Source organism: Ferruginibacter sp. HRS2-29, assembly GCF_024343615.1.
GTDB lineage: Bacteria > Bacteroidota > Bacteroidia > Chitinophagales > Chitinophagaceae > Ferruginibacter.
Genome location: NZ_RJUB01000162.1, coordinates 14,602 through 36,739, shown reverse-complemented (window position 1 = coordinate 36,739; position 22,138 = coordinate 14,602). Strand labels below are relative to the sequence as shown.

Here is a 22,138-nt window from a genome sequence, read left to right as displayed (position 1 = left end):
AAATATTCTTAGAAATGACTTACCAGCAAACACTCGAATACCTGTATGATCAGTTGCCCATGTTTACCCGCATCGGCGCTGCAGCCTACAAAGAGGATCTCGATAATACGATTGCACTTTGCGAAGCGCTTGGCAACCCGCAACACAAATTCAAAAGCATCCATATTGCCGGCACCAACGGCAAAGGCAGCACCAGTCATATGCTGGCGGCCATGCTGCAACAGGCTGGTTATAAAACCGGTTTGTACACGTCGCCCCACATCAAAGATTTCGGCGAACGTATCCGCATCAATGGGCAGATGATCGATGAAGCGTTTGTGGTGGATTTTGCAGAAAGGACAAAACAACTGGCGCATGATATACAGCCTTCATTTTTTGAACTGACTGTTGCGATGGCATTTGAGTATTTCGCGACGGAAAAAGTAGATATTGCTGTGGTAGAAACCGGGCTGGGAGGCCGTCTTGACAGCACAAACGTGATCACACCATTGCTTTCTGTTATAACAAATATCGGTTTCGACCATGTGCAATTGCTGGGAAATACTCTGGAGAAAATCGCCGGCGAAAAAGCCGGGATCATTAAACAACAGGTACCGGTTGTGATTGGAGAATATTTGCCGGAAACCAGGCCGGTGTTTGAAGCAAAGGCAATTTCTATGCAGGCACCTGTTTATTTTGCAGAAGAATTATTTGAAATTGGAGGGCCGAAACAATCCGGAAAACTTCATCTCACGGTTTCTGACAAAAGCAATGGTCATGCTGAAGATTTCCAGCTGGATCTGAAAGGCCTTTACCAGGCAAAAAATCTCCGAACGGTATTAGCCGCAGAAAAGATACTACATGAATCGGGGTTCCCGATTTCCAAAGCGGATAATAAATACGCATTAGCCAATGTCAAAAAACTCACCGGGCTTGCGGGGCGATGGGATATCATTCAGGGATCTCCTGTGATCATCCATGATGTGGCGCACAACGAGGATGGTATCGGGCAGGTGCTGCAACAACTGGTACATGATTACCCCGATGCAGGATTCCATTTTGTATTGGGTTTTGTAAAAGATAAAGATGTAATACATGTACTGGAACTTTTCCCGAAAGATGCGAAGTATTATTTCACCAATGCACACATACCAAGAGCCTTATCGGCAAAGGAACTACAGGAATCAGCCAGATCAAAAAACTTAACGGGAGAAGCTTTTGATGATGTGAATGAAGCCATTGATGCCGCGAAGAAAAATGCAGGAGATAAAGATGTGATCATGGTTTGCGGAAGCTTTTTCATCATCGCAGAAATAAAATAAGGAATAAAAAAGTTGCAAACCAGACTTTCTTATTCCTTATTTTATCTTTCTTATTTTATATTCTTTTCCAAAAACTGAAACCCGTAGAAAAGGCACAGTGCATGCATCGCCTGTTTGATCTCATGCTGATCCAGCATCCTCCTCACTTCATCCAAAGGCTTGAGCATGATCTCTATTTCTTCATTGTTGTCCAATGTTTGCTCAGCAGTTTTTTTCCCTCCCAATGCCAGGAACATATGCGTGTAGTTGTTGAGCACACCGGGATTAGCGGCTGTCATACCCAGGTATTGTATACTGCTGAATGAATAACCGGTTTCTTCCAATAATTCCCTTGCTATACCCTGTTGTGCATGTTCGCCTTCATCGATGAAACCACCCGGCAGCTCAATGAAATTATCTTCAACGGGATAACGGAACTGGTTCACCAGCACTACTTCATTATTCTCTGTAATAGCCATGGCACAAGCGCTTGCAGGCAATTCCACTACAAAATAGGCATCCACTTTTTTCCCGCCGGCTGTTTCGTAACTGTCTTCGCGTGCAGTGAAGTATTGATGATTGCTGATGTATCGGGAGGTTAGTTTTTTGAAGGACATAATTAATTATCAATTATCAATTACGAATTACGAATGGGAGACATTCGGTTGGTAATTCTAATCAATTTTTGTTTTATTTATTTTATAATTTGCGACGCAAAAATTCTATCGTAATTCGTAATTCGTAATTCGTAATTCGTAATTCGTAATTGATTACCACCATTTCTCCCTATCCCTCAGCGTCAGTATATGCGCTGTATGATGTTTTCCATGCCATGCATACAAGCCCAGCAGGTACCAGAGTGTCATCTGCTGCTGAGAACCCGGGTGGTAGATGGTTCGTTGCCATTGCCCGCTTTTTATGTTGCTAACGACTTCGTGCAGACGCTTATGCAACGCATGCAATAAGGTGAGCGAAATATTGACAGGCAGGTTTGTGGTATCACTAAGTTCGGCCCATGCTTCTTCATCATAAGGTTTGATGGCAGGGTTATCTTCCGTGAGCCCGAGCTTGAAACGCGTGTATGCGTTTACGTGACTATCGGCCACATGATGCACTACCTGGTGCACCGTCCAGCCACCGGGCCTGTAAGGCGTCTGCAATTGTGCTTCATCAAGATTGAGCACGGCATATTCGAGCCTGTTGGGAAGGGTCATAATGTCAAGCAGCCATTCCTGCAATTGCTTGTCAGAATATGGCTGCTCAACATATTTCCCTATGGGATATTTTAATTCTTCCATTACATTTTAACTGCTGGTTTGATGTCCAGTAATTCAATCTCGAAAATCAGCACTGCACCCGGAGGAATAGCGCCACCTGCGCCCCTGTCGCCATAACCTAATTCGCTTGGGATATATACTTTCCATTTTGCCTGGCGTGGCATCAGCTGCAGGATCTCTGTCCAGCCCCTGATCACTCCGTTCAGCGGGAAGGTAGCAGGTTCGCCCCTTTTCACTGAGTTATCAAATTCTTTGCCATCGGTCAATGTACCTACATAATGCACTACTACGGTATCTTCAGCTTTGGGCTTCGGACCATTGACTTCGCCACCTTTCAGCACTTCATATTGAAGACCGTTTGGCAAAACAGTTACGCCTGCTTTTTTCTTATTGAGTTCAAGGAATTCTTCTCCCGCTGCCCTTTGCGCTGCACTTTTTTTCTGGGCAAATTCCTGTAATTGTTGTTGTAAAGTCATACCACATTGTTCTTGAGTCATTAATAATTTTTTGTCTGTGAACACATCATCTATCGCTTTTTGTATCAGCGACGAATTGAGCTTTGTGATCCCCTGTTCCTTCATGCTATTAGCGATGTTGATACCAGCCGCGTAGCTGAAACTATCGTTCAGGTTCTTCATGATCGATTTCACAGGAGCCGGTGCGATGCCGGTTTTAACCGCCGGTTTTGCTGGCTTTTTTGTTTGCGCATCAGCGGTAGATACCAATGCCGTAGCTGCCAACGCACAGATAAGAACTTTCTTCATTAATCGTTTATTTATTGATAAAATATAAAATGCAAATAAAAGGAACTTTATTCATCCCGCATCTCCCTGCCTGTTAAATGTATAAAAACGTCTTCCAGATTGGCGGCTTTTACCTGCTTGGGGCGTTCAAAACCGGTAGCCACAAGATCGTCGATCATTTTATCAGGTGAGGCGAGCTGAATGATCTGCCCTTTATCCATGATGGCGATGCGGTCGCACAACTGCTCAGCCTCATCCATGTAATGGGTGGTGATGATGACCGTAGTACCGTTGTTGCGTATCTCCCTGATAAGATTCCAGAGATTGCGCCTGGCCTGCGGATCAAGCCCGGTGGTAGGTTCATCGAGGAAGATGATCTTGGGGTTATTGATCAATGTGGTGGCGATGGAAAAACGTTGTTTCTGGCCGCCGCTCAATTCCTTACTTTTATTTTTTGCCTTGTCTTCGAGATTTACTTTTTTGAGCAACTCTATGGCATCCACTTTTTTATTATATAATCCGCTGAACATACTGATCAACTCCAGCAAATTCAAACCGGGATAAAAACCGGATGTCTGGAGCTGAACGCCAATGATCTTTTTGATCTCGTCGGGTTGTTTGTCGAGGTCGAAGCCGTCAACACTTACGGATCCGCTTGTCTTGCTGCGCAAGGTTTCGATGATCTCCAGCGTGGTAGATTTGCCGGCGCCATTTGGCCCCAGCAAACCGAATATTTCTCCTTCAAATACATCAAAAGAGATAGAACGCACGGCTTCGAAATTGCCATAATTCTTGACAAGATCTTTTACTGAAATGATGACCTTTTCCATTTGTTATTATTTACCTACAAAACGTTCCTACGGAACGGTGAAGAATCTGATATTTTTTTTCTACCCACAATACGTTCCTACGGAACGGCAAAAAGCAGAAATTAATTAGTCCGAACAATAGTGAACACTCCGAAGCTTTCACCATTCACCATTCACCATTCACTATTCACTATTCACTATTCACTTTCCGGCGCCTCAGAGTACACAATATTCTTCATTTCCACGCTCCTTTTACCGCTCAAAAAATCTTCCAGTTCCTCCATCATTTTCATGCTGCCGATAAAAAATGGCGCTCTTTCGTGCAGTTCTTTCGGCTGGATATCAAGGATGTTCACTATTCCATTGCTGGATTTGCCACCCGCTTTTTCCACGATAAAAGCGAATGGATTACACTCGTAAAGCAATCGTAGCTTGCCTTTTGGTTTATCCACCGTGCCGGGATACATGAAGATACCGCCTTTTATCAGGTTGCGGTGTACATCGGCCACCATACTGCCGATATAACGCTGCGTGTAGGGGCCGCCGTTGGTCTTATTTTTTTTCTGGCAATTGGTGATATATTCCTTCACTTTCTGATCCATCTGGAAAAAATTACCATGGTTGACCGAGTAGAATTTACCGCTTTCCGGGCATTTTATATCGGGATGACTGAGGGTAAACTCCCCGATAGATTGATCGAGGGTAAAACCATTCACGCCCCTGCGGGTTGCATACACCAGCATCGTAGACGAACCATAGATCACGTATCCGGCCGCTACCTGCTTATTGCCGGGCTGAAGAAAATCCTCTGCCGTTGCGGGTTTTCCTAGTTCGCTCACCCTGCGGAATACGCTGAAGATGGTACCGATCGACACATTTACATCAATATTGCTGCTTCCATCCAGCGGATCGAAAAGGCACACATATTTTGATTTATTGCTGATCTCATCGTCAAATACCAGGATATCGTCCAGCTCTTCACTGCCGATACCTGCGCAACTTACCCCGTGCCTCAACACCCCTACCAGTTGGTTATTGGCAAAAATATCCAGCTTTTTCACTTCTTCACCCTGCACATTCATGGAACCGTGATCGCCCAGGATATCGACCAATCCTGCTTTATTTACTTCTACATTGATCCGTTTGGCGGCAAGCCCGATATCTCTCAGAAGATTGGATAATTCTCCCGTAGCTTTTGGGAAATCCCGTAATTGCTGCAGGGTGAATTCATCGAGGGTCTGGACTTTTCTATTGATTACCATAAAACAATTTTCTGTTTACAGTTTACGAAGTTAGATTTGCACATCAAAAGTACAAAAGATGTGTGATGTATGACGTATGATGTATGATGTCTTTCATTTTGTAAAGACTTCAAAAAATTATAGTCAGCTCCTACCGGAGAAGCCATAGATCATACATCCTACATCACACATCATACATTTATGAAAGTATATAAATTTGGCGGGGCAAGTATCAACAATCTCGAGAGGATAAAAAATACGGGCAAAATCATTCAGCAGCATGCCGGCGAAAAACTGCTCGTAGTAGTTTCTGCCATGGGCAAAACCACCAATGCACTGGAATCTGTGGTGAATGCTTTTTTTGAAGGCAGGCAGGAAGATGCATTGAAATTATTTGAAGGTATCAAAGAAAACCATCTGCAACTGGTCAAATTTCTTACCACCGTTCAATGGCTACATGCGGAGAATCAGCTCAAGGATTTTTTTACAGAAATAGAATGGCTGCTTCACGACAAACCCGTTCGTGGTTACGATTATTATTACGACCAGATCGTTTGCTGCGGCGAACTTTTCAGCAGCAGCCTGTTGTGTAATTATCTCGTGGAAGAAAAGGCCAACGCCACGTGGATAGATGTGAGGGATGTGATCCGCACAGATAACAATTTCCGCGACGCGGGCATCGACTGGGATTTTACGGAAAAGAATATCGCTGAAAATATTTCACCGCTTTTTGATAAATACGATGTCATTATCACGCAGGGGTTTATCGGCAGCACCGATGAAAATGAAAGCACCACGCTTGGCCGCGAAGGGAGCGATTATACGGCGGCGATTTTTGCCAACCTGCTGAAAGCTGATTCCGTAACTATCTGGAAAGATGTGGAAGCGGTGATGAGTGCCGATCCCAAAGTATTTCCTAGCGCCACCAACATCCATCACCTGAGTTACACCGAAGTGATCGAGATGGCTTATTATGGTGCGCAGGTGATCCATCCCAAAACGATCAAGCCATTGCAGAATAAGAACATTCCGTTACTGGTAAAAAGTTTCCTGGATCCGACGCTTGAAGGAACCGTGATTGATGGCAAGGCTGCTAAAAACCTTCCACCAGTGATTGTGGTAAAGGATAACCAGGTGCTGATACAATTCAAATCAAAAGATTTCTCTTTCGTGGAAGACAAGCCAGTAGAGCAGCTTCACGGCATCTATGACAACATTAAGATCAGTCCGAACCTTTCACAAAATACCGCGATCTCTTTGCTCTGTTGTTTTGATGATAAGGAAGAAAAGATCGCTCAGCTGGCATCCGACGCGTCTGAAATATTTGATGTTGAACTGGAGAAAAATCTTTCGCTGATAACGATCAGGCATTATGATGAAGCTACGATCGATCTGCTGACGAATGATAAGGTGGTGGTGCTGCAGCAGAAGACGATGACAACGGTACAAATGCTGATCAGGAATTAACAATTACGAATTACGAATGGTTCTATAAAATTAAAGGCCTTCATCTTTTGAAGCATTTCAAACGATGAAGGCCTTTCTATTAAAAGACAATTCGTAATTCGTAATTATCAATTCTTAATTGTATACGTATTCGCCTCTTTTATTGACCATAATAACCGGCAGCTGTTTCTTTGTTTCAAAATAATCAAAAACTTCTTTGATATTCTTGTTGAACTGCTGCAGATAAGCATTATCCTTGATGGTGGTTGCGAGATATTCAGTAGATTTTTTTACGTTGTACCGGACCGGGAAAACGTGCACAGGAATGAACTCCTGTCCATTTGCTTTTACATAAGAAGCGATAATGTACAACTCTTCAATCGGTTCGTCGCTGATAGGGATGCAGCCGGTGCTCACACAATTTCCATGGATATATATTGCACTGCCCGGCCTGAGTGAATCGCTGAGGATGCGGTCAGAAGCATTCGGATAATTAAGCCCGAGCGAAAGATGAAAATTACTGTTCGGATTGAATTCGTTGATGTAATAAAAACCTTCCGGCACCTGGTAATCGCCTTCTACCCTTTTGGGCCCCATTGTGCCGCTTTGCATACAAACCTTATACGTTTTAAAAAGTTTGTACGGCTCCCCGGCATTTCCTTTTACCCACACTTCCAGCTGGCGATCATATTTAAAGGAACGTACATACATAGCTTCTGGTGGCCAGGTCAGCTTTTGTTTTTCAAACTGAGCCCTTACAGAATCTTCTTTTTTGCTGAAAACAACCGATGCACGCGAATTCATCGATTTAAAATCGGGCGCACTGGCGCCTTGAGCGGATACATTGATACTGAAGCAGGTAGCTACTGATACAATGCCAAAAAAATGCAGCTTTTTTAGATTCATCACAGAAAAAGGATTGGGGGTTACAATACCTGTGAACGCTAAAATAGCCAAAAAATTGAAAATCGGTTGTTAAAAAAGAAAAAAGATCAATTACGAATTATGAATTACGAATTACGAATTACGAATTACGAATTACGAATTACGAATTACGAATTACGAATTACGAATTACGAATTACGAATTACGAATTACGAATTACGAATTACGAATTACGAATTACGAATTACGAATGGATGCGAAGAGCTAAGCGAAAACAGGATCGCAGATTATTAAGGGATGAAGGGGATTGCACAGATTATTTTTACTTCGTAAAAATTTAAATGCAGTTGGTGAAAATTGATACCCCTTAAAATGGAACAAACTTGTACCGACTGCATTTTCATTTCCTGCCTGCAGGAAATAATCTGTGCAATCCCCTTCATCCCTTAATAATCTGCGATTCCCTTTCTCGGCTTCGATCAATTCTTAATTCTTAATTGACTCCGTGTAAACATTTCCAAACCTATCCGTCGCTTTCACCACAATCTCTTTTGCGGTTTCAGAAGGTGTGGCGATGAATAAATGATTCGTGATCACAGGCTCTACCCAGGTATGTTTTGCCGGCAGTTGAGGCCCGAGGTACAATGCCACTGCCTGCGGATCCTGGCCGCTGTATTGTTCCATAGAACCTTTATTGACACCATCCTCCAGCCATTCTACTTTCCATGCAGGATCATAATTCCATACATTTGCCATGACCGCTGCAGGTTTTTCTTTCACAGAATTTTTTCCGTACACAGATAACTGATGGGTTTTATCAAAACCAACAGATTTATAATACCACGAAATATTATCCCCATCAACCGTATACACGCCATATCCATTCGGCGTACCATCGCCGCATACAGGGCCTGTCCACCATGCACCGCAAACTGTACCGTGATTGTGTTCCATGATATTTCCCTTCTCCCAGTTTTCGTTATAGTGCGTATGCCCCGACATGATATGCACTTTGTAATCTTTCAGCAATGCATACAAAGCTTCGCGATTGCTCACCATTCCGCCAAGATCGGCCTCCTTGGCGCCTTTGGAAACTTTCACCCCGTTCCAGGTAGGTATGTGCAGACAAACCACCACTGTAGTTCCGGCAGCAACATGGCGAAGATCTTTCTCCAGCCAGCTCAGTTGAGTTTCGGTGAGGTAACCGATATAACGGTGCGCCAGGCCGATGAAAAATACATCATCCAATACTACGTAATGGATTTTACCACGGTTGAATGAATACCAGGTAGGCCCGAAATGTGATTCATAGGTAGCCTGAGATCCTTCATCCGTGCGGGCAGTGTAATCCATATCGTGATTGCCGATGAGCTGGAAGTACGGAATGCCGGTAATGGCCACGGCTTCTTTATAATCTTCAAACAATTCAAATTTATCAAATACAAGATCACCGCAACCGATGCCATGGACCGGGAGATTGCCCAAAGTAGTGATGCAGGCTTTGGTATCGGGCGCCGAAATAGTTTTTAGAAGTTCTGCATCTTTCTCGCTCTGGATCTGCGTATCACCCCAAACGATGAACGCGTGTTTATCATCCTCACTACCCTTCTCCAGGTCAAAATTGGCTACCTGCCTGATATTTCCCGCTTCAATTTTTTTATAAAAACGGGCGATGCCTTTTTCATGCGGCACCTGGTAACCTGATGGCAATGATACGTGTACAAATCTTGCACCGCGGTTAGCCGTAAATCGATAGCTTCCATCGCTCCCGGTCTTCACCACATTATAACCATCGCTCACCACTACATTCGCTATACCTTTCCCTTTGGAACTCACTTTACCACTGATGATGTTCTCTTCGGAATCCTGCAGGCCGCTGGCACTAAGGCTTACAGGCACTGTAGAAGCTGCAGATAATAACCCGATATTTTTTAAAAAGTTTCTTCTTAACATGGTTAGTTTTTTTGATTGGAAGTTTTAAGAACGACGACAGACGACGGACTACTGACCACCGTTCGTTCATTAAAGCTGAAAACTACATAGACTTTCCGAGATATTACAATACTCAAATTTAAAGAACGGACGGTTGTCTGTTGTCAGTGGTCTGTGGTCGGTTTTACTGCGCCCACCACACTTTTGTATTGATATTATCAGGCCCGTTTGATTCAAGCGCCGCATGATAGTTTTCTGTATTACTGTTGCGGATCGAGATCGGGTAATAAAACCGGGAAGGTATTTTCTGATTGTTCATCATCCCTGCAGCCACCGGCATTACAGGATAACCCGTGCGACGATATTCGAACCATGATTGAAAATCGACAAACATCAATGCATAATATTTCTGGATATGGATGCGTGACAAAGTATTATTGAATGCAGTATTCGGATTGGTAAAATAGTCCGCTGGCATAACAGCGCCCCATTGTTCAACAGAAGCTTTCACCCCTTTTTCATAAGCTGTTTGCGCAGCTGTGGTATTGTTGTAAAAAAGTTCTACCTCCGCCCTGATCAGTTCCACTTCGCTGTAAGGCAGTATAGGATTGATGTGGGGAGCAGTCACCATGGCAACATTCACATTGGAAGGAATGTAATTGAACTGGTTTTCACTTCCTGTATAACCACTTGGAATACCCTGGTAGCCTATGTTTGCAGAACCTGCTGCATTTCTCGCCTGTGTGGCGAACCTTGCCCTGCGGGGATCATTGAATGCATTCAGGCTATCGAGGAAGAATTTTCCTACAGCACGGTAAGATGTAAAATCAACCGGCCTGCCCCATGTACCGGCCAAAGGCGTGATCCCTGTCAGGGTAAGAACAGCGGCTTCAGAATTAGCGCTAAACACCGGGTAAATAGTCGGGTTATCAATGATTGTCCTCAGTTGCGCCATTGCATTCATCTCCGTTTTTTTACTAACCCTGAGGAGTAGACGCATATGCAACGAATTACAGAATTTCTTCCATTTAGTTACATTGTTCCCATAAAGGATATCAGTACCATAGATCATCGTCTTGGAGGTATTGAATAATTTATTTGCAGAATCAAGATCAGCAAGAACCTTCGTATAGACTTCTTTCTGCGTATTGAATTTCGGTTTCAGCAAACCTTCGTCTCCCCTGCTGGCTTCAGTCATTGGCACATCACCAAAACAATCGGTAAGATTTCCATATATCCACGCATTCAATGTCAAGGCAATGGCCTGGTAGTTCGGGTCGCCTGCTTTTACCGATGCCTGGTACATTTCCTTTACGTTGGTAAGCCAGCGGTAGTAAGTGTTCCACGTTGAGCCACCAATATTTTCAGACACATCATAACGGTGAAGGCCACCCGAAGCGCTTGGATAAGGAAGCGCCACCTGCATCAGGTTAAACGTGATATCATCGCTGCGCAACATATTAAAATTGCTTGTTTCGTAGATGATCGGGTTCAGCAATGTTCCCGGGCTGATCTGATCGATCCTGTTGGGATCCTTATTGATAGATTCAAAATCTTTCGTACAGGAAACCAATGCGGTACCCGTTATCAGCAAAGCTGAAAATATTTTTATATAATTTTTCATAATGAAAATTTTGGTATGATTAGAATTTAAGAGTCAGGTTGATACCCATTGTGGTAGTAGATGGCAACTGCCCCATTTCCACACCCGGCACTAATGTTCCACCATTCAGGGAAGAAGCTGTCTGCGGATCGAATATCGGGAAGCTCGTGATCATAAAAAGATCCCTGCCATACAATCCGACACTGGCCGACTTTATGAATGATTTGCCCAATACAGCTGAAGTCAACGTGTAGTCCAGCCTTAGCTCACGCAGTTTTACATAAGAAGCATCAAATGAATTAGCCTCTACATTCGCCCTGCGATAATAATCAGCATAATAATCAACCGGCAGGACTTTTTTCGTATTCGGAACATAATGGCCTGTACCATCATCCACCACGCCTACACCGATAATATAATTTTCTTCACGCCCGGCAAGTGTATGCTGCAGTTTACCTTGCTCTGTAGATTTATGATGCGTCTGCGAATAGATCAGCCCGCCGTACTGTCCATCGATCAGGAAACTGATGCGGTAATTTTTGTAAGAGAATTCATTTTGTATGCCGCCTTTCCAGTCAGCATAGGCATTACCGATATATTTTATTTCCGCGGGCCGAGCCGGCAGGCCGGCAGCTGTGTATACGATATTACCCTGTGGATCGCGTACAAAACCGAAGCCCCAGATATCACCGGTAGAACCTCCTACAGTAGCCCTGATAGTAGCGTTTCCGCCATAAGCGATGTCTTTGCTGGTTACACCATCTGCCAGTGACAGAACTTTATTTTTATTTTTCGACCAGGTGATGGTGGTTGACCAGTTGAAATTTTTAGATTTTACCGGCTGGCCTTTCAATATAACTTCCACGCCCTTGTTTCCCACTTCACCTACATTTACAAAAGCATATTGATAACCTGTTGTAGGATCCAGGGGCACCGTCGCCAGCTGATTTTTTGTTCTGTTGGAATAATACGTAAGATCCAGTCCCAGCCTACCTTTGAAGAAACGGACATCCAGGCCTGCTTCATAACTGGTAGCAATTTCCGGCTTCAGGTTGGCATTGAACAAGGTGGTATTTACAGAACCTGAACTTGGAAATTCGCTGGTGCCATAATATTTGGTGGTCTGATACGGATCAGTATCGTTACCGGCCTGCGCCGCCGACAATCTCAGTTTTGCAAATGAAACTACGGCAGGCAATCTGAATGCATCCGACAATACCACTGCCGCATTCACGGAGGGATAAAAGAACGACCAGTTCTTCTGTGGTAACGTACTTGACCAATCGTTTCGACCGGTAACATCCAGGAAGTAAATGTTTTTATATCCTACTGACGCCAACCCGTAGACGCTGTTTACGGTTTTGTTACGATCAAATGTTAGCATCGTCGGGCTCGCCAAACCATTGCTTAATTTATAAACTCCCGGGATAACCAGCCCGTCCACATATCCGTCTACACGGTCGTAATGATCTGTCCTGTTATTTGCACCGATGGATGCATTGAAAGTCAGCTTGCTTTTGCGGGCCATATGATAACTCAAAAGGAAATCACTATTTATTTCAGTCTGCATGATGTTCTGCGTCCTGTAATAACCTTTCAGGAAATTCGCGGTACTGAACGGCCTTTTCTGCTGGCGTTTATCTGTAGTAAGGTCAAGCGCAGTGCGTAACATCAGATCGAAATTTTTATTGATGTTATAATTTGCAGACACTGTTCCTATCACATTGTTCTTCCTGACTGCATTCGTCATTTCATATGCGATGAGATATGGATTGTCAATGAAACTGCTGTATGGATGCAGTTGATCCACCCCTTCCTGTCCATTTTTCCAACGGGCTTCATACCATTTCAGATTGACGTTCGGATTCTGGAAGATCATGAAATATGCGATCGACTGGTTATTATAACCTGTGGCAGGAAGATTGTCACTCTTCATGTTGGTGTAATTGATCTTAGAACTGATCTTTAATCTTTCTGATACTTTAAGACTAAAGCTTGTCTGTACTGAAATACGCTCGTATCCTGTATTTGGCATGATCCATTCATTTTTCGAATGGGTAACAGACACACGTCCCGAGTTTTTATCATTGCCCCCTTCTAAAGAAATATTGTTGGTAAAAGTGGAACCGGTTCTCCAGAATCCTTTGATATTATCTGTGTACGGCCTCCACAAAGTACGCTCCAGCCCTTGCCCCTGGCGTACCGGATCAAACTGGTAATACATTTGCCCGTTGAATTTTGGCCCGAACGCGCTGCTCGTTCCGCTGGTACTTGCACCATCTGCAGAAGCACCGTAAGAATAATAAAATTGTCCCGCAGTATTCAAAGCCTTGCCGGTACCTTGTCCGTATTGGTATTGATAGTCCGGCCACTTCAAAACAGTATTCACACTTGTGTTGGAATTAAAAGTAACGCCGATGCCATTCTTTTTTGCAGCACCGGATTTGGTGGTGATCAACACAGCACCGTTGGCGGCACGGCTACCGTACAATGCCGTAGCACCAGGCCCTTTAAGCGTAGTCACACTTTCGATATCATCGGGATTGATGTTGGAAATACCGTTACCGAAATCGATCGGCACGTCATTACCCGATCCCGCACCGTAGGCATTCTCAACACCTGAAGTGGTAAGGTCACTGTTCACCGGCACACCATCTACAACGATCAATGCGCTGTTGTTATTAGGATTCAACGACACGTCACCACGAAGATTTATCCTGGTGGAATTTACCGGCCCGGAACCGGAGGAGGTGAGATTTACACCGGCAATTTTTCCATTCAGGGCATCCGACCAGTTGTTGGAACGTGCGTCGTTCATGGCTTTGGAGTCGAGTGTCTGTGTAGCATATCCCAATGATTTTTCCCTGCGGGTAATGCCCAATGCCGTCACTACCACTTCATCCATATTTTTACTATCTGGCTTAATGTTGATATTGATCGCAGCATTATTCGGATTGGCTGTAAAAGTATGGGTAGCAAAGCCGATACCGGAAACATGCAGGCGGCTCCCATTGGTCGTTGTTACGGTAAAACGCCCTTCCTTATTGGTAAGGCCCAAGGTTTTATCAGTATCGTTGGTAACGCTGAGATCTGCTACAGGCTTGCCTGCAGCGTCTGTCACAACACCGTTGATGGTAATAGGAGCGGTGGTATTCACCCGCTCGGGAGCCTGGGGATAGGCTGTTTGTGCAATGCACATTAAACATAAAAATAGGTAGGTAAAAAGCAGTTTCATGATGTAGTTTTTATTCGGGTACAAAAGTCACTGCATCATGTTTCTAAATGGTTAACACAATCTTACGAGAATGTTTCGGGAAGGTTAACGAATCAATAATTATAAAATAAATTTATAAGTGAAGAAAACATATGAATAAAAAAATCCCGCCACCGCGGGATCTGCATTCTTAATTCTTAATTCGTAATTGACTATAGGTTTCCCCGTGCATCCTGTTCCCTTTCCAATGCTTCAAACAATGCTTTGAAGTTTCCTTTACCAAAACTTTTGGCCCCTTTACGTTGTATGATCTCGAAAAACAATGTAGGCCTGTCTTGTAGTGGTTTACTGAATATCTGCAAAAGATAACCTTCCTCATCTTTATCGATCAGGATACCCAATTCGCTGAGTGGCTGCAGGTCTTCATCGATCTTGCCTACCCGATCCAATACATCTGCATAATAACTGGCCGGCACTTTCAAAAATTCAACGCCACGGTTTTGCAGATCCGTAACAGTTTCAATGATGTTATTTGTTGCGATAGCCACATGCTGCACCCCTTCACCATTGTAAAAATCCAGGTATTCTTCTACCTGGCTTTTCTTCTTTCCTTCAGCAGGTTCGTTGATCGGAAATTTCACGTAGCCGTTACCGTTACTCATCACTTTACTCATCAGAGCACTGTATTCGGTACTGATATCGTTGTCATCAAAACTCAATATATTTTTAAAGCCCATCACTTCTTCATAAAACTTCACCCATGGATTCATCTGGTTCCAGCCAACATTGCCTACACAATGATCCACGTACAAAAGCCCCGCCGATGGTGGATTGTAGTTGCTCTCCCATTTGCGGAAGCCCGGCATGAATAAACCATTATAATTTTTACGTTCGATAAAAAGATGTACCGTTTCACCGTAAGTATGGATACCACTGATCACGATCTCGCCATTTTCATCGTTTAATTTGTAAGGCTCTACATAACTCTTTCCACCGCGACTGGTTGTTTGATGCCAGGCATCCGTAGCATCGTCTACTATCAATGCCAGCATTTTTACACCATCACCATGTTTGCTGATATGATCGGCGATTTCATTACCCGGGCGCAATGGTGTTGTGAGCATGAAAGTGAGTTTATTCTGACGTATCACATAACTCACCCTATCCATTTGCCCGGTCTCCGGCCCGGCATAGGCAAGGCTTTGAAAGCCAAAAGCAGTTTTATAAAAATGTGCAGCTTGCTTGGCGTTACCCACGTAAAATTCTACATAGTCTGTGCCATGAAGCGGAAGAAAATCGGTGGTGGCAGCAATGGTTGATGCTGGGGCAGTTGAATTCATTCTAATATATTTTAATTTTTTATTCTTGAAATTATATTATCCGGGGAATGGATAACGGAACAATGGATAATGCTTCCACCGTAAATCATTTGATATTTGAACAGACTTCAATCCGAAAACATTATCAATTATCCATTATCAACTATGAATTACCCTTATCCATCGCAAGCGCCATCATCAGCAGGGAGTAGCTGAATCGTTTGTCGCCAAATATCTTATGTGCGTAATCGGGTTGCATGAGGCGTAAAGGTAAGGAAATTGCCGAATTCAGATGACTTCTAAACTTTCAAAGCCTCTAAACCTAAACACTAATCGCTAATCCCTCATCGAACTAAGAAAATACATAACTTTAGAACTATGATTAACAATCTAAAGATCCCTGCAAATTATCAACCCGTGATGCCCTACCTGATCCTGAAAGATGCGGCGGGATTTATCGTTTTTGTGAAAACTGTTTTTGATGCTACCGAGCTTCAGAAAATAATGCGGGACGAAACTACTATCATGCATGCTGAGATCATGCTTTGCGGAACCAATACCATCATGCTGGCGGAAGCGACGAACGATTATCCCCCACAAAATGCCGGGTTATTCATTTTTGTAAGTGACGCGACAGACACTTACAAAAAAGCACTCGATAACGGCGGAAAAGCGGTAACTCCTCTATCTGAACAGCCGTACGGGCTCAGTGGTGGCATTGAAGACCCTTTTGGAAATACCTGGTGGATCACTTCCGTAATTTAATTGACATGAAAAACAAGCTTGTATTTTTTAGCCTGGTTGTTTTTGCATTGCTCTGCATCACTTTTCTCTTAATTGCAAACAAAGCGAGAAAAAGATCTGATGCCATTCTTGAAGAATTCAAGACCGTCGATAATTCGTTGAAAAGATCAAACGACAGTTTAACCGTATTGATGAATACAGAAAAGATCAGGAACGCCTCAAAGATCAGTTTTATGGGCAGGGATCTGATGATGTTTGTTGATACCCTGATGAACCAAAAATACCCGGTAACAAAAGAACAGGAAATTGATCTAAAAAACAGGATTCACGGATTCAATGATATTCTGACAGATCAGCACACCAGCATCACTGCTGATACGATAATGCTTATGCAAGCGACCGAAAAATTCAATACGGGTTATTTTACAACACTCAAAACCCAGGTGATAATTTCGATGGGTCAGAAATTTCAAAAACAAAACAATCAATAATTTCTATGACGAAGTTTTTACTTATACTACTAGTTGCTTTTTTTTGTTCAAACGCTTTACAGGCGCAGGAAAAAGAAATAACAGCTTTCAAAAAAGACCTCAATTTCTACATCGACTTTTTATTGAAAAAATTTGATTCTTTACCACTCAATAAAGCCAATCAGGAAAAATTCATGCGGAAAGCTGATCAGTCTTTCAAGACTTTTGCATTAGCCCCAAATAGCCAGCAGTATGAAAAACTGGTGCAGGATCGTGGATTGCCCAACCGCAGGTTCAGTAACCTGGACAACCGCATTGAACTATATGTTTCCGATTTTACGGCAAACAAAAAGGCGTATGTGGTATACAGTTATGTATCGTACGCCAAACGAAATTATGTGATCAAAGATGTAGCGGCCAACAGCATCGTGTATGAAGGAAATGCCATCACTCCTTATGTTGAAAACATTTATGGCCTGGATAGCACTCATGTTTTATTGATAGAAAAAACGGGCGACCGTAATACCAGCAAACAGGCTGTGGTTTTTCTTACCACAGGAAAAACCTGGAAGATGATGCCCGCGTTCAGGGGCGAAGCTTTCGGCCAGGTTCCGGGAAATTACAATAAAAAAGTATTTGTAAAACAACGGAATTATTTTCAGCTGGACTGTGAAATGGAAGTCCTTATGAGCGCTCCGGCTGATGCCAATAAGATATATTTTGATGAAAGAACAAAAACGATCTCTTATAAGAAGTTTACAGGAAAAACACGGTTCAGGCTGATAGAATCTAAATGGCTAAATAATATGTTCATCCTGGATGATTATGATGTGTCGGAAGACTTTGAAAGTTCATCACCGATGGTACCGGGAGGGTAAACTCTTTGTTACAAAAGCAAAATCAATTCCTGTTATCAGTATTGCCGGATTCGATTTTTTTAGCATTGAATTTTTTGCCCGAACTGAAGTTGTAACTGAATGAAATACTCGGGTTACGCGTTTGTCTTTTTTGATAAAAATAAATATGTGTACCGGTATAATCCGTCACGTCATTATCTCTCGAAGAGTTGGTAATGTCTGAACAATAAAGCCTTACCCTGCCCTTTCCTTTCCATACTTTTCTGCTAAGGCCGATGTCGCAATAAAACTGGCCTGCGTACTTTGTATTGGCTACCACAGCCCCCGACCTGTATTCGGCTGCTATTTCGACGTCCATGATCTTGCGCAATGAGATACTGTGAATAGACCTTGCCGAAAAATTGTTTTGTCTCACTAAATTTTGTCCAATGGTATAAGCCGAATGAAAAACCGATGCATCGTTAGTGGAATTCCATCCTTTCAGGATATTGAATGACGACGAAAGCATCAGCCCGTATTCAGTATTTTTATCAAGGTTCTGAAATTTATATTCGATATTATTCCCAGGCAAAGTTGTAGCGAGTTGACCAATCACTTTTTCGGTAACAGCGAGATAAACAGAGGCAGAATAATCACGGAGAAAGTTGACGCCCGTTTCGATGGAATGTGTGTATTGCGGCGTCAGGTAAGGGTTTCCAAGCATGATAGTATGATTATCGAATTGCAGGCGGTATGGATTGAGCTCCCTGAAGCCGGGCCGTTGCAACCTCCGGGAATAATTCAGGTACAAAGAATTCCCTTTTGCTTCATTCAATGACCGGGTGATAAAAACTGAAGGAAATAATCCCAGGTAACTGCGTTTGAATTTTTCTTCCGAAGTGATAGAATTCCCTTTTGAGATCGTGTGTTCCGCACGGATACCGGCTTTCAGGCTGGTATTGCCCCATATCCTTTCCATCGAAGCATAGTACATCCATATATTTTCGCGATAGATAAAATGATTGCTTAACGCAGTGTCTTTTTCCCAGGTATCATCAATCTTATCTTCCCTGATCAACTCATTGTCTTTTTCCGACGAAGCAAATTTCATCCCCATCTTCACCTGGATCTTACTGCTCAGCACTTTTGTATAATCCCCCTGCAGGGAAAATATTCCTGTACCGGTTGGGGTACTCACAAGGTAAGTGGCGTTTTGTGAGGGATCGCTATAATCCGCGATGAACAGATTGGTTTCGGTTTTCTTCCCGTAAGTATGATCGGCAATGAATTTGAAGAGAGATCCTGCAGTATCCGTTTTCCAGGTATAATTTAAGGTGGTGCTGATAAAAAGTGGTTTTCTTATCCAGTCCGTGTAGGCGTTACCGTTAGTTTCTTCATTCAGGTCTTTATAATAACTGGCTGTGTAAAATTTATTTAAAAACTGGTTGGCAAAGCCGGCAGATTGAATACTGATCGACTGTTGCTGATTGAAATCATAGCCCATGCCCACCCTGAAATGCTGCCGCCTGTTGTCGTTATAGCGTTTGCCATTAGTATTGTAGATCCCCTCGTCGGGGTAACTGACATTGGTGAACCCTGTCGAAACATTCCTGTCGCGGGAAATAGAACTCCCCCCGGAAATATAAAAACGATTGATCTTGTAATCCAGCGATAAGCCGCCATTGATAAACGCGGTCTTCCCTTGCAGGCGGTTGAAACTATTTACCGATCCGTTAAGCCCGTTTTTTCTTGCCTTCTTTAAAATGATGTGAACGATGCCGCCCGAACCGGAAGCTTCAAATTCCGAAGGCGGATTCTGTATCACTTCTATTTTGCTGATATCTTCTGAACGCAGTGTTTTCAAATATTCTACCAGTTCATCCGATGTCATCCGCTGCACCACATCGTTGATCATGACGGTTACAGCCTGGTTGCCTTTCATGCGGATGGCGCCATCACTGTTTACCCAGATCCCCGGCGACTTCTGCAAAACTTCCAGCCCCGAGTTACCAGTTGCCAGCAGGCTGTTTTCGATGTTGATGATGTAGCGGTCAGATCTGCGGGTGATCAACGGGCGTTTAGCCGTTACCGTTACATCGTTCAGTAAATTCCTATCCGGATGCATGATAAAAACATTCGGCATCGTATCGGGATAAACGAATTCATGTGACACATCAGTCATACCTGTCTGCGATAGCCGGATGGTATATCGTTGTTTATCCTCAAAATCATATGAAATACGGAAGACGCCGGTTTCATCGCAGGTTGTGCCCGATAGGAACCGGTCGTCATACAACAAGGCCACCGAGACAAAAGCTACCGGCTTCTGATGATCATCAACGACCGAACCTGTATACATTTTTTGCCCGGACACTATCCCAACATTTATCATCAACAGGAAGTACAAAGCTGAAGTCCGAAACATGCTTGATCATTTAATAAAACACAAACCTAAACTAAACTATTCGTTTTATAACTAAATAATTAGTTTAATTTCTAACACACACAATTTCCGTTAAAATCAGGGTGAGGAAAAACGGTTGAACTTCACTTTCGAAATGTTTTGCACATTATCCACTTAATTAAGCCCTGACAAGACTTTTACCCTGTGTTTGGCATGACATGTGCAACCTATGATTGTACTTCCAAACTATTTAAGACCATGCCCCCTAACGGCATGGTTATTTTTTTATTTAAAATTACTACACATGAGATTATCTAGACATTTGGCCGTTGCTTTTATGGTAACATTATCTGCCACCAACGCATACTCACAGTCTTTAACCCCCTTCACCGGCTGCCCTGCGCGTGCAATTGCTGTAACCAGGACAGGTAATAATAATTATCAAAACGAACCCGTTAGTTTTTACAACATAAGTCCGGTAACCGGCGCCGGCACTTTGATACCAGGCGGCCCTTTGAAAAATCCCCAGTTTCAGGCGCTTAATTTTGACATGAATGCTGTAGGCCTTAATGCTGCCGACGGTTTTCTCTACGGTATCAACCCGGGATTGTTACCACGTTTCTACAGGATGGGAAGTAATTATGCAATACAGCAGGTAGGCGTTCTGGCATCACCCGGCGTAAATTTTCCTTTACTTTCTTTTGTGAATCCGGCGGCTGGCACTTTTGACAACAGCGGGAATTATTATTTCTCCGGCTTATCAGCATTTATTAATATAAATCCACCTTCGTTGAACCCATTTGAATTTTACATCGGAAAGATCAACCCAACAGCGCTACCCGCCGGAACAGGTACCATTTCGCCGACTTATACCAAACTGAATTTTGGCAATGCCGCCTGCGGTGAATACCTGAATACACTTCAGCAGGCAGTATCGCCGGAAAGTGCGCAAAATACCGGTCTCAGGGATCTGGCTTTTAACGTGACCGACAATAAATTATATACATATGTGACTTTTGAGTACCCCGCTAATTCGGGCATTTTCAAAGGACAATTGTTAAGCGCCGATCCGGTTACAGGTACGGTTACCTGTTATCCTTCACAAGTGTTGGGTTTTGCAAATGCCAGTAATGAAGTTGCAGGCGTAGCCATAGCATTCACAGGTGATCTCCTGGTATTGTTTACCGGTGGTGCCACTTATAAAGCAGTTTCACCAGCAACCGGTGTTTATACGGGTGGTATTACATTATTGAATCCAGCTTCTGTGCCGTCACCTTTGAGAGGCGACCTGGCAACATGTGGTGGTATATCGGCGGGTCCGACTCCAGTAACTTTCCAGTCTTTCAGGGCAAATGAAAACCGCTGCGAGATCACTTACGAATGGGTGATTGCCCAGGAAATCAATGTAAACCGTTATGAGCTTGAAGTAAGAAATGCAGAAGGTGTATTTGTAAATGCCGGCAACCTGCCAGCGATCAATGCCGTAAATGGATACACTTATTCTTTGTCTATTCCTGTAGACGGGAACTTAGTGACCGCAAGAGTAAAAGCAGTAGATAATGATGGAAGAATCACCTATTCACAAATTCTGCAAAAAAACACTACCTGCAGCGAATTATCACGTGTTGTGCTGCTCAATAGCATGCAGGTCACCCAAACGCTGACAGCACGCTGGAGCAACATTGCTAACAATGGTCGTTATACCATCAGGATATTCAATGCCACCGGTAAAGAAATGCTGATAAACACAGCACAGATAAACAGGGGTACGAGCCTTAGCACTCTTGATATAAAAAGCTTGATCCCGGGAACATATTTTTTTGTAGCGCAAAACGAAACCGGAGAAAAGTTTACAATTCCGTTTGTGAAGAAATAAAATATTCCCGCTTACTTCAGCCGGTTATCGCAGGATGACCGGCTTTTTTATGATAAATT

General features: G+C 43.3%; 17 protein-coding genes. 6 read left to right on the top strand and 11 right to left on the bottom strand.

Features of this window, described 5'->3' with window-relative positions:
* Positions 1-14 precede the first annotated feature (14 nt).
* Positions 15-1,301: a folylpolyglutamate synthase/dihydrofolate synthase family protein gene (locus EGI32_RS20260; protein WP_255157490.1), complete on the top strand. Its 1,287-nt coding sequence runs from the start codon at positions 15-17 to the stop codon at positions 1,299-1,301.
* Between the two features lie 50 nt (positions 1,302-1,351).
* On the opposite strand, the gene EGI32_RS20255 is transcribed toward EGI32_RS20260, so the two are convergent.
* The 5 genes from EGI32_RS20255 to fbp all read right to left on the bottom strand — a co-directional run bounded on the left by EGI32_RS20255 (position 1,352) and on the right by fbp (position 5,371).
* Positions 1,352-1,897, bottom strand: coding sequence for an NUDIX hydrolase (locus EGI32_RS20255; RefSeq protein ID WP_255157489.1), 546 nt, complete (start codon positions 1,895-1,897; stop codon positions 1,352-1,354).
* 153 nt (positions 1,898-2,050) lie between these two features.
* Positions 2,051-2,578 (bottom strand): YfiT family bacillithiol transferase, encoded by a 528-nt coding sequence (locus EGI32_RS20250; protein ID WP_255157488.1) that lies wholly within the window; start codon positions 2,576-2,578, stop codon positions 2,051-2,053.
* Positions 2,578-3,321, bottom strand: a complete 744-nt coding sequence (locus EGI32_RS20245; protein WP_255157487.1) for an FKBP-type peptidyl-prolyl cis-trans isomerase — start codon at positions 3,319-3,321, stop codon at positions 2,578-2,580. The genes EGI32_RS20250 and EGI32_RS20245 overlap by 1 nt, the downstream gene beginning before the upstream one ends.
* 47 nt (positions 3,322-3,368) lie before the next feature.
* Positions 3,369-4,130 (bottom strand): ABC transporter ATP-binding protein, encoded by a 762-nt coding sequence (locus tag EGI32_RS20240; protein WP_255157486.1) that lies wholly within the window; start codon positions 4,128-4,130, stop codon positions 3,369-3,371.
* A 176-nt stretch (positions 4,131-4,306) separates the two neighbouring features.
* Complete coding sequence (gene fbp / locus EGI32_RS20235) at positions 4,307-5,371, bottom strand: class 1 fructose-bisphosphatase (RefSeq protein ID WP_255157485.1); 1,065 nt, start codon at positions 5,369-5,371, stop codon at positions 4,307-4,309.
* Between the two features lie 180 nt (positions 5,372-5,551).
* Between fbp and EGI32_RS20230 the strand changes: the two genes are divergently transcribed.
* Positions 5,552-6,817 carry an aspartate kinase gene (locus tag EGI32_RS20230; RefSeq protein WP_255157484.1) on the top strand — a complete coding sequence of 422 codons (1,266 nt, stop codon included), beginning with the start codon at positions 5,552-5,554 and terminating at the stop codon, positions 6,815-6,817.
* A gap of 114 nt (positions 6,818-6,931) precedes the next feature.
* Here EGI32_RS20230 and EGI32_RS20225 read toward each other — a convergent pair whose 3' ends face one another.
* The 5 genes from EGI32_RS20225 to hppD all read right to left on the bottom strand — a co-directional run bounded on the left by EGI32_RS20225 (position 6,932) and on the right by hppD (position 15,770).
* On the bottom strand, positions 6,932-7,702 hold the full coding sequence (locus EGI32_RS20225) for a murein L,D-transpeptidase family protein (protein ID WP_255157483.1): 771 nt from the start codon (positions 7,700-7,702) through the stop codon (positions 6,932-6,934).
* Between the two features lie 465 nt (positions 7,703-8,167).
* The gene (locus tag EGI32_RS20220; RefSeq protein ID WP_255157482.1) at positions 8,168-9,634 is read right to left on the bottom strand and encodes a calcineurin-like phosphoesterase family protein; all 1,467 of its coding nucleotides are present in this window, start codon (positions 9,632-9,634) and stop codon (positions 8,168-8,170) included.
* Positions 9,635-9,797: 163 nt separating this feature from the next.
* Positions 9,798-11,237, bottom strand: coding sequence for a SusD/RagB family nutrient-binding outer membrane lipoprotein (locus EGI32_RS20215; RefSeq protein WP_255157481.1), 1,440 nt, complete (start codon positions 11,235-11,237; stop codon positions 9,798-9,800).
* Between the two features lie 19 nt (positions 11,238-11,256).
* The gene (locus EGI32_RS20210; RefSeq protein WP_255157480.1) at positions 11,257-14,451 is read right to left on the bottom strand and encodes a SusC/RagA family TonB-linked outer membrane protein; all 3,195 of its coding nucleotides are present in this window, start codon (positions 14,449-14,451) and stop codon (positions 11,257-11,259) included.
* A gap of 191 nt (positions 14,452-14,642) precedes the next feature.
* On the bottom strand, positions 14,643-15,770 hold the full coding sequence (gene hppD / locus EGI32_RS20205) for a 4-hydroxyphenylpyruvate dioxygenase (protein WP_255157479.1): 1,128 nt from the start codon (positions 15,768-15,770) through the stop codon (positions 14,643-14,645).
* Positions 15,771-16,127: 357 nt separating this feature from the next.
* On the opposite strand from hppD, the gene EGI32_RS20200 reads away from it, so the two are divergent.
* From EGI32_RS20200 to EGI32_RS20190, 3 genes are read left to right on the top strand one after another with little or no spacing between them, the layout of a single operon-like run.
* On the top strand, positions 16,128-16,514 hold the full coding sequence (locus EGI32_RS20200) for a VOC family protein (protein WP_255157478.1): 387 nt from the start codon (positions 16,128-16,130) through the stop codon (positions 16,512-16,514).
* 5 nt (positions 16,515-16,519) lie between these two features.
* Entirely contained in the window at positions 16,520-16,984 is a 465-nt protein-coding gene (locus tag EGI32_RS20195; RefSeq protein ID WP_255157477.1) for a hypothetical protein, read from the top strand.
* A gap of 5 nt (positions 16,985-16,989) precedes the next feature.
* Positions 16,990-17,841 (top strand): hypothetical protein, encoded by an 852-nt coding sequence (locus EGI32_RS20190; protein ID WP_255157476.1) that lies wholly within the window; start codon positions 16,990-16,992, stop codon positions 17,839-17,841.
* 22 nt (positions 17,842-17,863) lie between these two features.
* Here EGI32_RS20190 and EGI32_RS20185 read toward each other — a convergent pair whose 3' ends face one another.
* A complete protein-coding gene (locus tag EGI32_RS20185) occupies positions 17,864-20,224 on the bottom strand; it encodes an outer membrane beta-barrel family protein (protein ID WP_255157475.1) in 2,361 nt (786 codons plus the stop codon).
* Positions 20,225-20,507: 283 nt separating this feature from the next.
* Here EGI32_RS20185 and EGI32_RS20180 point away from each other — a divergent pair, with 283 nt between their 5' ends.
* Positions 20,508-22,079: a T9SS type A sorting domain-containing protein gene (locus EGI32_RS20180; RefSeq protein WP_255157474.1), complete on the top strand. Its 1,572-nt coding sequence runs from the start codon at positions 20,508-20,510 to the stop codon at positions 22,077-22,079.
* Positions 22,080-22,138: the final 59 nt, after the last annotated feature.

Coding starts and splice junctions, on each gene's coding strand:
- EGI32_RS20240 (WP_255157486.1), bottom strand. CDS start 4,130: ATGGAAAAGGTCATCATTTCAGTAAAAGATCTTGTCAAGAATTATGGC.
- EGI32_RS20260 (WP_255157490.1), top strand. CDS start 15: ATGACTTACCAGCAAACACTCGAATACCTGTATGATCAGTTGCCCATG.
- fbp (WP_255157485.1), bottom strand. CDS start 5,371: ATGGTAATCAATAGAAAAGTCCAGACCCTCGATGAATTCACCCTGCAG.
- EGI32_RS20250 (WP_255157488.1), bottom strand. CDS start 2,578: ATGGAAGAATTAAAATATCCCATAGGGAAATATGTTGAGCAGCCATAT.
- EGI32_RS20210 (WP_255157480.1), bottom strand. CDS start 14,451: ATGAAACTGCTTTTTACCTACCTATTTTTATGTTTAATGTGCATTGCA.
- EGI32_RS20190 (WP_255157476.1), top strand. CDS start 16,990: ATGACGAAGTTTTTACTTATACTACTAGTTGCTTTTTTTTGTTCAAAC.
- EGI32_RS20245 (WP_255157487.1), bottom strand. CDS start 3,321: ATGAAGAAAGTTCTTATCTGTGCGTTGGCAGCTACGGCATTGGTATCT.
- EGI32_RS20180 (WP_255157474.1), top strand. CDS start 20,508: ATGAGATTATCTAGACATTTGGCCGTTGCTTTTATGGTAACATTATCT.
- EGI32_RS20220 (WP_255157482.1), bottom strand. CDS start 9,634: ATGTTAAGAAGAAACTTTTTAAAAAATATCGGGTTATTATCTGCAGCT.
- EGI32_RS20255 (WP_255157489.1), bottom strand. CDS start 1,897: ATGTCCTTCAAAAAACTAACCTCCCGATACATCAGCAATCATCAATAC.
- EGI32_RS20195 (WP_255157477.1), top strand. CDS start 16,520: ATGAAAAACAAGCTTGTATTTTTTAGCCTGGTTGTTTTTGCATTGCTC.
- EGI32_RS20230 (WP_255157484.1), top strand. CDS start 5,552: ATGAAAGTATATAAATTTGGCGGGGCAAGTATCAACAATCTCGAGAGG.
- EGI32_RS20215 (WP_255157481.1), bottom strand. CDS start 11,237: ATGAAAAATTATATAAAAATATTTTCAGCTTTGCTGATAACGGGTACC.
- EGI32_RS20200 (WP_255157478.1), top strand. CDS start 16,128: ATGATTAACAATCTAAAGATCCCTGCAAATTATCAACCCGTGATGCCC.
- EGI32_RS20225 (WP_255157483.1), bottom strand. CDS start 7,702: ATGAATCTAAAAAAGCTGCATTTTTTTGGCATTGTATCAGTAGCTACC.
- hppD (WP_255157479.1), bottom strand. CDS start 15,770: ATGAATTCAACTGCCCCAGCATCAACCATTGCTGCCACCACCGATTTT.
- EGI32_RS20185 (WP_255157475.1), bottom strand. CDS start 20,224: ATGTTTCGGACTTCAGCTTTGTACTTCCTGTTGATGATAAATGTTGGG.